The organism is Marinobacterium profundum (assembly GCF_001528745.1).
In the GTDB taxonomy this organism is placed as follows: domain Bacteria; phylum Pseudomonadota; class Gammaproteobacteria; order Pseudomonadales; family Balneatricaceae; genus Marinobacterium_A; species Marinobacterium_A profundum.
Genome location: NZ_BCNS01000133.1, coordinates 17834 through 30721, shown reverse-complemented (window position 1 = coordinate 30721; position 12888 = coordinate 17834). Strand labels below are relative to the sequence as shown.

The 12888-nt window shown below is 58.6% G+C and carries 11 protein-coding genes; 8 read left to right on the top strand and 3 right to left on the bottom strand.

Going from position 1 to position 12888, the window contains the following annotated elements:
• Window positions 1–3: 3 nt before the first annotated feature.
• Window positions 4–630, bottom strand: coding sequence for a hypothetical protein (locus tag MPRO_RS15380; protein ID WP_067294550.1), 627 nt, complete (start codon window positions 628–630; stop codon window positions 4–6).
• A gap of 179 nt (window positions 631–809) precedes the next feature.
• Between MPRO_RS15380 and MPRO_RS15375 the strand changes: the two genes are divergently transcribed.
• From MPRO_RS15375 to MPRO_RS15355, 5 genes are read left to right on the top strand one after another with little or no spacing between them, the layout of a single operon-like run.
• Window positions 810–2741: a TOL_0244 family TonB-dependent receptor gene (locus MPRO_RS15375; protein ID WP_067294547.1), complete on the top strand. Its 1932-nt coding sequence runs from the start codon at window positions 810–812 to the stop codon at window positions 2739–2741.
• A 7-nt stretch (window positions 2742–2748) separates the two neighbouring features.
• Entirely contained in the window at window positions 2749–3336 is a 588-nt protein-coding gene (locus tag MPRO_RS15370; RefSeq protein WP_067294543.1) for a TOL_0243 family YfiR-like periplasmic protein, read from the top strand.
• A 26-nt stretch (window positions 3337–3362) separates the two neighbouring features.
• Window positions 3363–5339, top strand: a complete 1977-nt coding sequence (locus MPRO_RS15365; protein ID WP_245635113.1) for a sensor histidine kinase, YfiR-like protein-associated — start codon at window positions 3363–3365, stop codon at window positions 5337–5339.
• Window positions 5305–5793 carry a response regulator gene (locus MPRO_RS15360; RefSeq protein WP_067294536.1) on the top strand — a complete coding sequence of 163 codons (489 nt, stop codon included), beginning with the start codon at window positions 5305–5307 and terminating at the stop codon, window positions 5791–5793. The genes MPRO_RS15365 and MPRO_RS15360 overlap by 35 nt, the downstream gene beginning before the upstream one ends.
• Complete coding sequence (locus MPRO_RS15355) at window positions 5790–7568, top strand: GGDEF domain-containing response regulator (protein ID WP_067294532.1); 1779 nt, start codon at window positions 5790–5792, stop codon at window positions 7566–7568. The genes MPRO_RS15360 and MPRO_RS15355 overlap by 4 nt, the downstream gene beginning before the upstream one ends.
• Here MPRO_RS15355 and MPRO_RS15350 read toward each other — a convergent pair.
• Window positions 7516–8283, bottom strand: coding sequence for a FadR/GntR family transcriptional regulator (locus tag MPRO_RS15350; protein WP_067294529.1), 768 nt, complete (start codon window positions 8281–8283; stop codon window positions 7516–7518). The genes MPRO_RS15355 and MPRO_RS15350 overlap by 53 nt on opposite strands.
• A gap of 150 nt (window positions 8284–8433) precedes the next feature.
• Between MPRO_RS15350 and MPRO_RS15345 the strand changes: the two genes are divergently transcribed.
• The 3 genes from MPRO_RS15345 to MPRO_RS15335 all read left to right on the top strand — a co-directional run bounded on the left by MPRO_RS15345 (window position 8434) and on the right by MPRO_RS15335 (window position 11744).
• Entirely contained in the window at window positions 8434–9621 is a 1188-nt protein-coding gene (locus MPRO_RS15345; RefSeq protein ID WP_067294526.1) for an acyl-CoA dehydrogenase, read from the top strand.
• Between the two features lie 19 nt (window positions 9622–9640).
• Window positions 9641–10855 carry a CaiB/BaiF CoA transferase family protein gene (locus tag MPRO_RS15340; RefSeq protein ID WP_067294523.1) on the top strand — a complete coding sequence of 405 codons (1215 nt, stop codon included), beginning with the start codon at window positions 9641–9643 and terminating at the stop codon, window positions 10853–10855.
• A gap of 109 nt (window positions 10856–10964) precedes the next feature.
• Complete coding sequence (locus tag MPRO_RS15335; protein ID WP_067294520.1) at window positions 10965–11744, top strand: SDR family oxidoreductase; 780 nt, start codon at window positions 10965–10967, stop codon at window positions 11742–11744.
• An 83-nt stretch (window positions 11745–11827) separates the two neighbouring features.
• Here MPRO_RS15335 and MPRO_RS15330 read toward each other — a convergent pair whose 3' ends face one another.
• The gene (locus MPRO_RS15330; RefSeq protein ID WP_067294517.1) at window positions 11828–12877 is read right to left on the bottom strand and encodes an alkene reductase; all 1050 of its coding nucleotides are present in this window, start codon (window positions 12875–12877) and stop codon (window positions 11828–11830) included.
• Window positions 12878–12888: the final 11 nt, after the last annotated feature.

Below are 12888 nucleotides of genomic sequence, written 5' to 3'. Positions count from 1 at the left end.
GCCTCAGCTGTGCAGCAACAGAACCCCGACCCCATACGCCAGCAGGTAGACAAGTCCGTACAGCAGCGGCAGCAGCCATAGCAGCAGTAGACGCAGCTCAAGGCGCAGGTCTGCCAGGTGAATACGAAGCACCAGGGCACGGGAAAGGGCGAGCGCCAGCAGCATCAGTGGCACCAGCAGCAGCCAGAACAGCGGCACGCGAATCTCAACCTGCCAATACCAGCTCAGCGACAGCCACTGCGACACCTGCTCCGATACTGCATGCACCAGAGCCAGCAACCACTCAGGCGGTTGCCACATCTGAGCCGCACTGAATTCGAGCGCCAGCGGCACGCACAGGGAGACCGCTAGGGCGTGCACTAACCACAGCACCGGACTGGGTGTCAGGCGCCGCGGATGACGCTGCACCCGCTCCAGCTGGCGTTCCCAGTGGCCGTAGTGGTAATCATTCAATTGCAGCAGATGCGGCTGCAGCTCAGGGCAGAAAGCCGCATTTTCGCGCACGAACAGCAACGCATCTTCTACGGTCGTAAAGCGCTTCTGATAACCCAGCCCGAAACGACGCAGGCGGCAGCAAAAGGCATCCTTGCTTGCATCGTAACTTACGGGATTGGGGATTTTATCCGCCACTGTCTTCTCCCTGTCTGTTCGCCACAGCTTAGCCTCTAATGTTGCTGCAGCGCACACTTGGCTCGTGCATTGTTTTTAAAAAGGTTATTACGGGCAAATTCGACCCGCCGGGCTATGCTTAAGAACCATCACACTGACAGGCCTCACTGTTCTGGCAATACACTCAGGGGTAAAGCTCTGTGTTAAACAGACTGAAAAATAATAATACTGCATTTAAGAAACAGGCTATTGGCACCCTGGCACTCTGTTGCCTGCATTTCGGAAGTCCCTTTGCACTGGGCGCCGATGCCGAAATTCACACCCGGGAGTTGCTGGACTTCAGCCTGGAAGACCTGGCCCAGATCACTATCAGCTCGGTCGCAAAGAAGCCGCAAAAACTGTCGGAAGCGGCAGCCTCCGTATTCGTCATTACCGCTGAAGATATCAGGCGCAGTGGCGCCACCAGCCTGCCTGAAGCGTTGCGCCTGGCCCCTAATCTGCAAGTTGCCCGCATAGACGCCAACAGCTATGCCATCAGCGCCCGTGGCTTCAACTCCACTACCACCAACAAGCTGCAGGTGCTGATCGATGGCCGTATCGCCTATAGCCCCCTTTATTCCGGCGTCTTCTGGGACGTTCAGGATATCCTGCTGCCAGACGTGGAGCGCATTGAAGTCATCAGTGGCTCAAACGCCACCACCTGGGGCAGCAATGCGGTCAATGGCGTAATCAACGTCATCACTCGCTCCGCCGCCGATACCCAGGGCAACCTGCTGGTTGCAGGGGGCGGTAACCTTGAACAGCAGGCAGCCTTTCGCCATGGCGGCACACTGGCAGAGGGTGCCAGCTATCGGGTCTACGGCAAGACCCTGCGCATTGATGACTCCCAACTGGAGTCGGGCGGCCAGAATATCGATGCATGGAAAAAGATCCAGCTCGGCTTTCGCGCCGACGATCTCAGCCAGGGACGCCTGACCCTGCAGGGCGATATTTATGCGGGTCGCAGGAACAGCGCACTCTATAGCGGTGACGACAGTACTCGGGGCCTGAACCTGCTCGCGCGCTGGGACCAGAGGCTGGAAAACGACTCGCAGCTGCAGCTACAAGCCTATTACGACCGTACCGAACGCGACCTTGCCGGTACCCTTGACCAAAGCCTCAACATCCTGCAAATGAGCGTGCAACAGACTCTTGGTATGGGCACTGGCCAGGAAATTATCTGGGGGATCGGGCACCGCTCCGCCTGGGATGATGTAAAAGACCAGTCCGCCGTGCTGACCTTTCTGCCGGCTGAAAAATACCTTCGCTGGAACCATGCTTTTCTACAGGATGAAATCACACTCAGGCCTGACCTTAAGCTCACCCTGGGGGCACGGCTGGAGCACAACAGCTACACCGGTCTGGAGTTTATGCCCAACGTACGCCTGGCCTGGAACCTTTCACCCCAGGATCTGCTCTGGCTCTCAGTCGCCCACGGGGAGCGAACCCCATCACGGGTTGACAGGGACTTCTATCTGGATGTGCCTGGCATCAAGCTCGACGGTGGCCCCGACTTCGAATCCGAGAGCGCCAACACCCTGGAAATTGGCTACAGGGGCAACCGGCTGAATAGGCTCAACTACTCGATTACCGCCTTTTACGCCCGTTACGATGAGCTGCGTACCGTCGACCCCACTGGCAGTGGGACCTATGAAATTGGCAATGGCATGGAAGCGACCACCTACGGTATAGAAGCCTGGGCGGACTACCAGGCCGCGCCCCGCTGGCGCCTTAGTGCCGGAACCTTGTTGCAGCATGAGTCCTTTCACTTCAAGCCTGGTATCAGCCCCAACCCCTGGAGCAGCACCGAAGCCAACAACCCGTCCCATCAATGGATGCTGCGCTCAAGCCTGGACCTGAGCGAGGGACATCAACTGGATATGACGCTGCGCCACGTCGGCAAGCTATCCAACCTGGACCTGCCCGCCTATACCACGGCGGATTTGCGTTATGGCTGGAAGCCACACTCAGATCTGGAGCTGTCGCTGCGGGCCCTGAATCTGTTTGACCCACAACACCCCGAGTTTGGTACCGCCGCAAGCCGTAGCGAAGTGGAACGCAGTCTGTTTCTTGAAATGCTGTGGAGGTACTGACACAGCCATGAAGCAGCCCATACTGGATCTCCTGCGACTCCTGTGCCTTGGCGTCTCCCTGCTGCTGGCACAGGGCACTGTGGCCAGTGATCATCCGGATATCGCGGCAGAAGCGCGTATCAAGGCCGCTTTTCTGTTCAAGTTTGGGCACTATGTCGAGTGGCCCGCCGCTGCATTTACCAGCGCCAGCAGCCCCCTGGTCATCGGTGTCATGGGCGCCCCTGCCATTGCCCGTGAGCTGTCCAAAGCCGTCGCAGGCAGGCAAATTCAGCAACGCCCGCTGCAGGTGGTCAATATCACGGCGCCCAGACTGCCCGCGAATTTGCATCTGCTGTATGTGGCGCACGCCCACTCCAGTGGCACAACCAAAGCTGTCGGCAACCCGCTGAGCTGGCAGTCACAACTAAAGGAGCGCGCCGTACTGGTGATCACCGGCAGTCCTGATGGGCTCGAGAGCGGCAGCAGCATCAACTTTGAAATCGTCGACAACCGGGTACGCTTTGATATTGCCCTTGATAGCGCCCGGGCCCACAACCTTAAACTCAGCTCCAGGTTACTTGCGGTCGCACGCAGGGTTCAGGGGCGTGCCCAGTGATTCCGGCAGCAGAAAGAAAAAGTCCTTTGCAAAAGCGCTTTGGACTTAATTCCATCCGTTACAAACTGTCCCTGGGCATACTGCTGACCACCGTGACGGCGCTGCTCGTCTCCGGCTCTGTAATCGTTCTCTACGAACTGCGTGACTACCGCGCCCACATGCTGGAGGACATACAGGTTCAGAGCAACCTGATCGGGCAGGCCAGTGCCGCAGCGCTGCAGTTTGAAGATGCCGAGGTCGCCGCTGAAACCCTGACCCTGCTGCAGCTAAGCCCAAAGGTACTGGCGGCGGCCATCCGCAAGCCTGACGGCACCCTCTTCGCCCACTATCAACAAGCAGCGCACGCCGAACTAGGGACACTGCAACATCCCAATATACCCTTGCTGCTCTCTCCCGGAGCGGAACCTGAAATCGTTATCGATAATGATCTGCTGCGACTGTCTGCCCCCATCCTGTTTGGCCAGGAGTACCTGGGCAGCATTATGCTGATTACGAAATATGGCATGCAGGAGCACCTCGCGCGCGTACTGGGTATTGTGGCCACCGTGACGCTTTTGGCACTGATCGTATCGATGCTACTTTCCTACTGGATTCAGTCCCGCATCACCCGCCCGGTGATGCTTATAACAGAACTGGCTAACTGGGTAGTACTCAAGCGCGACTATAGCCTGCGTGCAGAAGCCCCCGCCAGCAATGACGAAATAGGCTATCTGGTGCAGGCATTCAACACCATGCTGAATGAAATTGAGCTGCGCACCGCCGCGCTTGAAGTGTCAAACCGGCAGCTCGAATCCGAAGCCCACGAACGCGCAGATGCCGAGCAGGCGCTGCGCAGCAGCGAACTGCGCCACCGCACCCTGGTTATGACCCTCACCTCAGTCGTCTGGCAAGCCGATGCCAGAGGTAACTTTGTGACAGACCAGCCAGGCTGGAGCGCCTACACCGGCCAGAGTGCCGCCCAATACCTGGGCAAAGGCTGGATCCAGGCGATACACCCCGATGATCGTGGGGGGGTCCAGAGCCTGTGGCTAAAGGCCTGCGAAGACCTTAGCCCCTTCGCCACCCAGCTGCGCCTGTGGCACGACCTCGATGCGGGCTTTAGGCACATCAACCTCAATGCCGTAGCGCTAAAAGATACCGCGGGAGTGCTGCAGCAATGGATTGGCGTCATCGAAGACATTCATGAGCAGATACAGTCGACCCAGGAGATTCGGCGCCTCAATTCCGAGCTCGAACAGCGTGTTGAGGAGCGAACCGCAGACCTGGAAAGTGCCAACAAGGAGCTCGAGGCGTTCAGCTACTCGGTGTCCCATGACCTGCGCGCACCGCTGCGTTCCATTGATGGTTTCAGCCAGGCACTGCTGGAGGACTACCAGAGCGTACTGGATGCGACCGGACAAAATTACCTGGCGCGTGTGCGCGCCGCCGCGCAACGCATGGGGATACTGATTGATGATCTGTTGAAACTCTCCCATGTATCCCGCATGGACATTGCCCGTGATATGCAGGACCTCAGCAGCATCGCGGCAGAGGTTATCCAAGGCTTGCGCGAGAGCGAGCCAGAGCGCAGGGTTAAGGTGCAGATAGAACCGGGGTTACAGGCCTATGGTGATGCCCGCCTGCTGCGAGTGGTGCTGGAAAACCTGCTTAACAACGCCTGGAAATACACCGGCAAATGCACAAAACCGCTGATCGAGTTTGGTACCCAACAGATCAATGGCAGTGCCTGCTTTTACGTTAAAGACAACGGCGCCGGCTTTGACATGACCTATGCCAGCCGGCTGTTCAGCGCTTTTCAGCGCCTGCACGATAGCCGTGATTTTTCCGGCAGCGGAATCGGCCTTGCCACCGTCAACCGCATTATTAGCCGCCATGGTGGCCGTATCTGGGCCCAGGCCGAACCTGACAAAGGCGCCGTATTCTATTTCACACTGCAGAACACTCAAGCAGCAACACAAGGCGAACGGCATGAAGCTCAAACCCATCCTGCTGGTCGAAGATAACCACGATGATGAAGCCCTGGCCCTGCGCGCCTTTCACCAAAGTGGCGTACGCAACCCTATTATCGTCAAACGTGACGGTGTACAGGCACTGGAATATCTTTGTGGCAGTGCAACCGCTGACTTCGGTAATCTGCCAGAGCTGCCCGCGGTAGTGCTGCTCGACCTTAATCTGCCAAAGATCAACGGCCACGAAGTACTCGAAGGTATCCGCAGGCACCCGCGTACCCAGCATATCCCTGTTGTCATCCTCACCTCTTCCCGGCACGAGGAGGACTTGATAAAAAGCTACAGCCTGGGCGCCAACAGCTACGTGCGAAAACCGGTGGATTTCACCGAGTTTGTCGATACTTTTAGCCGCCTGGCCGTATATTGGCTTTTACTGAACGAACTGCCCGATACTAAACACGCTGACTGCAACACCCTAACCAATACCTTGAAGGGAGAAAACACTTGAACAAGACCCCCTTGCAGGCACTGATCATCGAAGACGACCCCAACGACGTCGAATTGCTGCTGCTGGAGCTGCGCCGAAACGGCTATGAACCCAATTATCGTTGCGTCGATAACGCCACGGATCTGGCCGATGCGCTGCAGCAAAAGTGGCAGGTTATCTTCTCCGATTACACCCTGCCAAGCTTTGATGGCATGGCGGTGCTAAGCCAGGTGCGTGAAAAAGATCCTGACACTCCCTTTATTTTCGTATCGGGCACCATGGGTGAAGAACGCGCGGTGGAAGCCGTCAAGGCCGGTGCTCAGGATTATCTGATCAAGGGTGATTTAAAACGCCTGCCCACCACCATACTGCGGGAATTACGGGAAACCACCGCGCGCCGTGACAGGCGCAAGACCGAAGCCCGCATGCGATTTCTGGCCAACTACGACGAGCTGACCAGCCTCCCCAACCGTAGCCTGTTTGCCGCCAAGCTGGATCAGGCAATAGAGCACGCCCGCAAAACGGACACCATGCTCGGCGTGGTGCATTTCAACCTGGATCGGTTTCGCGATATCAACAGCAGCATGGGCCAAAAAACCGGTGACCAGCTGATCAAACGCATTGCTGCGCGCCTGAGCGACAACGCTGCCCAGGATGACATTATCGCCCGCACCTCAGGCGACGAATTCGCCGTACTGCTGCCCAATATCAGGCTGACGCAGGAACTGCTCGATCGCATTCGCAGCCTGTATGCCTGCATTACCGAACCGCTCACTCTCTCGGGTTATGCAATGCACCTGCGGGCAAGCCTGGGCGCAAGCCTGTATCCTTTTGATAGTGAAAAGGCCGAGGAACTGCAACGCAATGCAGGCATGGCTATGCACAAGGCCAAACAGGACGGCGGCAACTGCTGTCGGGTCTACAAGGCGGAGATCCGTAATACCTTCTACGAACGGATTAATCTGGAGCGGGACTTGGACCAGGCCGTGATAGCCCAGGATTTCAGCCTTAATTACCAGCCTCAGGTGGAGCTTGCCAGCGGCAGGATGCTTGCGTCCGAAGCGCTGATTCGCTGGGTACATCCGCAAAAAGGCCCCATACGTCCGGATCTGTTCATCCCCCTGGCGGAAGAAACCGGCCTGATACTGCCCATTGGGCTCTGGGTGCTGCGCGAAGCCTGCCGTCAGGCCCAACAGTGGCGGGCGGAATGCGGCATCGAAACACCCAGGGTTGCGGTAAATTTCTCGGCATTCCAGTTTCGCCAGCGCAATCTGGTAGACATCGTTAAGGACACCATCAACGAGTACCAACTGGAACCGAGCTTTCTTGAAGTGGAAATTACCGAAACAGCGCTGATGCAGGATCCCGAAATGGCGCTGCGCATTCTGGCCAAGCTAAGCAATCTTGGCATCTCAATATCACTGGATGATTTTGGCACCGGCTACTCCAGTCTGAGTTACTTGAAGCGTTTTCCGGTCGATATTCTCAAGATTGATCGGGCCTTTATTCACGATATCGACACCGATGAAGACAACGCCGCCATCACCCGGGCGATCATCGCCATGTCCGAACGATTGCATATCAAGGTTGTGGCCGAAGGCGTAGAAACCCGCCAGCAACTGGACTTTCTGCGCAACGAAGGCTGTGATCTGGTGCAGGGGTATTACTTTCATCGCCCGGTACCGGGCAAGGAACTGAATGCCCTGCTGACCTGCAAAAATCCCTTCGCCGCTCAGTTTGGACCTACTCCAACATCAGCATCCGCTGTTCCAGCTGTCCCTGCAGCTCAAGATTAAAATGCTCGGCCGAATGCATGTGTTCGAGCATCAGCGCTCTGGCCTTTTCTGCATCGCGAGCGCGAAAGGCACCCATCAGCTGGCGATGGTAGTCCAGGTTGGCACAGGAAAATTCGCGCTGCTCCGGCAGCCGCGCCTTCTTGAAAATCACCAGATCCCGGATCAGGTCATTCAGAAAGCGGCCAATAAAGGCCAGCAACGGGTTGGTGCAGCGCTCTGCCAGCACCACATGGAACTCAAGTTCGGCGATACGCTGCTCGATGCGTTCATCAAAGTCCGCCGCAGGCTGTGCGCAGCGCTTTACCAGCAAGTCCAGCCGGTCGAGGTCATCGTCGCTCAGCAAAGGTGTCACCTGGGCCGCAATCTCCGGCTCCACCAGGGTGCGCAGCGCATAGATGTCCGGCCCGCTGGGCTGCTCGAAGTGCAGGAAGTTGCGCAGCAGCTGGCTGGCCAGATCGTAGGGCACCGACACCAGCACAGCGCCACCGTTGGGCCCGGTGCGGATACTGATCAGACCCTGCACTTCCAGTGACTTCAGCGCTTCACGCACCGTCCCCTTGGCACAGTCGAACTGGGCCATCAGCTCACGCTCGTTGGGCAGCCGCTCGCCCGGCTGCTTGCCATTGACCACGACCCAACGCTTGATCGAATCAACGATCTGATCAGCACGCTTGATACGCCTGTTCGGGGTGAAAACTGCACTATCGTTGTTCATAAAGGTGTCTTTGTGGGTGGCCGTCTATTCTGCCATGGCTGCTCCAGCTTGGGCATAAAAGTTTAATTAACCTATTTATTGCAATAAATAGACTTATATAGTTTTATGCTACTCAACCTGCACCGATACTTGATCCGGGAGAGCGATACCATGGCACAGCACAGCAGCTTTAACTGGCAGGACCCTCTGCTGATCGATCAGCAGTTGACCGAAGAAGAACGTCAGATCCGCGATATGGCCCACGACTATTGCCAGGAGCAGCTGCAGCCGCGGGTGCTGCAAGCCTTTCGCAATGAGCACTTTGAGCGCGAGATCATGCGGGAAATGGGGTCCCTCGGGCTGCTCGGCGCCTGCGTCGATCCGCAGTATGGCGGCAGCGGCCTGAGCCAGGTGGGCTACGGCCTTATTGCCCGCGAAGTCGAGCGTGTCGATTCGGGCTACCGCTCCGCCATGAGCGTGCAGTCTTCCCTGGTGATGTACCCCATCGAAACCTATGGCTCAGAGGCGCAAAAGCAGAAGTACCTGCCAAAACTCGCCAGCGGCGAATGGGTCGGCTGCTTCGGCCTGACCGAACCCAACCATGGCTCGGACCCGGGTTCGATGATTACGCGGGCCAAGAAGGTCGAGGGCGGTTACCGCCTCAGCGGCCAGAAAATGTGGATCACCAACAGCCCGATTGCGGATCTGGCCGTGGTCTGGGCCAAGTCCGACGCCCACGACAACAAGATCCGCGGCTTTATCGTCGAGCGTGACACCGAGGGTTTCAGCACGCCCAAGATAGAGGGCAAGGTCAGCCTGCGGGCCTCAGTCACCGGTGAGATTGTGCTGGATGATGCCTTAGTGCCGGACGAAAATATGCTGCCCGATGCCAGTGGCCTTGGCGGCCCCTTCGGCTGCCTCAACAAGGCACGCTACGGTATCGCCTGGGGCGTCATGGGTGCGGCTGAATTCTGCTGGCATGCCGCGCGCCAGTACTGCCTGGATCGCACTCAGTTCGGCCGACCCCTTGCCGCCAACCAGCTGATTCAGCTCAAGCTCGCCAACATGCAGACCGAAATCACCCTGGGGCTGCAGGCCGCATTGCAGGTCGGCCGCCTGCTGGATGCAGGCCAGGGCGCGCCGGAAATGGTGTCACTGATCAAGCGCAACAACTGTGGCAAGGCACTGGATATCGCCCGGGTTTCGCGGGACATGCACGGCGGCAATGGTGTATCGGATGAGTTTGGCGTTATCCGCCACATGGTCAATCTGGAGTCGGTGAACACCTACGAGGGTACCCATGATGTGCATGCACTGATCCTGGGTCGAGCCCAAACCGGTATTCAGGCGTTTTGCTAAAGTCCAAGGAACCGTATCCATGAGCCCCAAGCCCCTCAAAGGTATCCGCGTGCTGGATCTGTCCCGCGTGCTGGCCGGCCCCTGGTGCAGCCAGCAGCTGGCAGACCTGGGCGCCGAAGTGATTAAGATCGAGCGTCCCGGGCGCGGTGATGATACCCGCGCCTGGGGGCCGCCCTGGCTTGAAGGCAGCACTGAAGCGGCCTATTACCTCAGCGCCAATCGCGGCAAGTCATCGGTCGCCATCGATATCGCCAGGTCCGAAGGTCAGCAGCTGGTCAAACAGCTGCTGCAGGACTGCGACGTCCTGCTGGAGAATTTCAAGGTCGGCGGCATGAAGCAGTATGGCCTGGACTACGACAGCCTCAAGGCCGACAGGCCGGATCTGATCTATTGCTCTATCACCGGTTTTGGCCAGGACGGGCCCTACGCCCACAGGGCCGGTTATGACTTCATGATCCAGGGCATGGGCGGGCTCATGAGCCTCACCGGCCAGCCGGACAGTGAGCCAGGTGGCGGGCCTGTCAAGGTGGGGGTCGCCTTCGCCGATATTTTTACCGGCATGTACGCCGCCAACGCCATCATGGCAGCGCTCTTTGCACGCCTGCAAAGTGGCACCGGCACCCATATCGATCTGGCCCTGCTGGATGTGCAGGTCGCGGTGCTGGCAAACCAGTCGATGAATTACCTCTGTTCCGGTCAGCCGCCGACACGCCTGGGCAATGCCCATCCCAATATAGTGCCCTACCAGGCCTTTGCTACCCTGGATGGTCACCTGATTCTGGCGGTGGGCAATGATGCCCAGTTTGGCCGCTTCTGCGCTACCGCAGCTTGCACTGATTTGGCTGCGGACCCGCGCTTTGCCAGCAACCAGGCCCGGGTTGAGCACCGTGACAGCCTTGTACCGCTGCTGCAGGCCCGCATGGCAACACGCAGCACGGCCGACTGGCTGAGCGCACTGGAAGCCGCCGGCGTGCCCTGCGGTCCGATCAACAATCTGCAACAGGTGTTCGAGGACCCTCAGGTGCGGCATCGCGGGATGCAGTTCGATCTGCCCCACCCGTCTGGCGGCAACGCACCCATGGTGGGCAACCCGATCCGCTTTAACGGCGAGGCGCTGAACGCCGGCAGCGCCCCACCCACCCTCGGCCAGCACACCGAGCAGGTGCTGCAGCAACAGCTCGGCCTGTCGGCCGCCGATTGTCAGCGCTTGCGAACTCAGGGGCTGATCGCGTGAATCTTCAGACTCCATCACGAATTACAAACACCCATTTCCATTCACCGGCTCGCCACGGCGGCAACACCGGCCTATGATGGCGAACACACTTTTCAGGGGAGACACACACATGGATCTGCATATTGCTGGTCGCACCGCCATTGTCTGCGCTGCATCCAAAGGTCTTGGCCGCGCCTGCGCTGAAGCCCTGGCTGCGGAAGGCGTGAATCTGGTGATCAACGCCCGTACCAGCGACATACTGGAACAGACCGCCGCCGACATTCGCAGCCGCTACGGCGTAACGGTCACGGCTGTTGCCGGTGACATTACTACCACTGAAGGGCGCGAAGCCGTGCTGGCCGCCTGCCCGGCACCGGATATTCTGGTAAATAACGCCGGCGGCCCGCCACCCGGTGATTTTCGCACCTGGGACGACGGCGACTGGCACCAGGCGCTGCAAAACAATATGGTCAGCCCCATTCAGCTGATCAAGGCGGTTCTGGATGGCATGATCGAACGAGGTTTTGGCCGTATCGTCAATATCACGTCTGGCGCAGTCAAGGCGCCGATTCCGGCACTGGGGCTCTCGAACGGCGCCCGCACCGGCCTCACCGGTTTTGTTGCCGGCCTTTCGCGCCAGGTGGCCGAGCACAATGTCACCATCAACAACCTGCTGCCAGGTCCCTTTGAAACCGACCGCCTTAATGCCACCCTGGCCGGTGCCGTCAAGGCCAGCGGTCAGTCACTGGAACAGGTACGCCAGGCCCGCAAGGATACTAACCCCAGCAAGCGCTTTGGTGATCCGGACGAGTTCGGCGCCGCCTGTGCTTTCCTGTGCAGCAGCCACTCAGGCTTTATCGTCGGCCAGAATATTCTGCTCGACGGTGGCGCCTTCCCGGGCACGCTCTAACCCAATCGCAGAACTGCAAGCAAGCGCCCACAAAAAAGGGGCTCCGTTATCACTAACGGAGCCCCCTTTTTTATAGATTGTGTCTACAGGCTCGGATAGCTGGTATAGCCCTGCGGGCCTGATGCATAAAAGGTACTCGTATCCGGCGTATTCAGCTCAGCCTGCTGACGCAGGCGCTGCGGCAAATCCGGATTCGCAATAAAGGGGACGCCGAAGGCCACCGCATCCACCCGACCATCCTCAATCCAGGCATTGGCGCTCTCGCCGGTAAAGCGCTCGTTGGCTATAAAGGCGCCGCTGAAAAGCGTCTTTATTGTCGGCACCAGGCTGTCGTCACCTTCGGCCTCACGGGCACAGATAAAGGCGATATTGCGCTCCGACAGTGCACTGGCAACATGGCCAAACACCGCCGCCAGATCCGAATCGCCCATGTCATGGATATCGCTGCGGGGCGACAAATGTACGCCCACCCTGCCCGCGTCCCAGACGCTTAGCACTGCATCGGTAATTTCCAGCAACAGCCGGGCGCGGTTTTCCACCGAGCCACCGTAGGCATCGGTGCGCTTGTTACTGCTATCCTGCAGAAACTGATCGATCAGATAGCCGTTGGCCGCATGGAGCTCCACACCATCAAAACCGGCGGCCTGGGCATTTTCCGCTCCCTGGCGAAAAACTTCGACGATATCCGGGATCTCTTCAGTTTCCAGCGCCCGCGGCGTTGTAAAGGGCCGCTCGGGCCGCACCAGACTTACATGTCCGGCCGGCGCTATGGCGCTCGGGGCTACCGGCAAGGCACCATCAAGATACATGGGGTCAGACACCCGCCCAACGTGCCACAGCTGCAATACTATCTTGCCGCCCTTGGCGTGCACCGCATCGGTGATGCGCCGCCAGCCACCAACCTGGGCCTGGTTCCAGATCCCGGGCGTATCGGGATATCCCACACCCATTGGGGTCACGGCGGTGGCTTCGGAAATAATAAGTCCTGCGCTGGCACGCTGGCTGTAATACTCCAGCATCAGATCACCGGGGATCCGGCCCTCCTCCGCCCGACAGCGGGTCAGTGGCGCCATAACAATACGGCTGTTCAGTTCGATCGCACCAATTTTCACCGGATCAAATAATGACGGCATAACAGAGTATC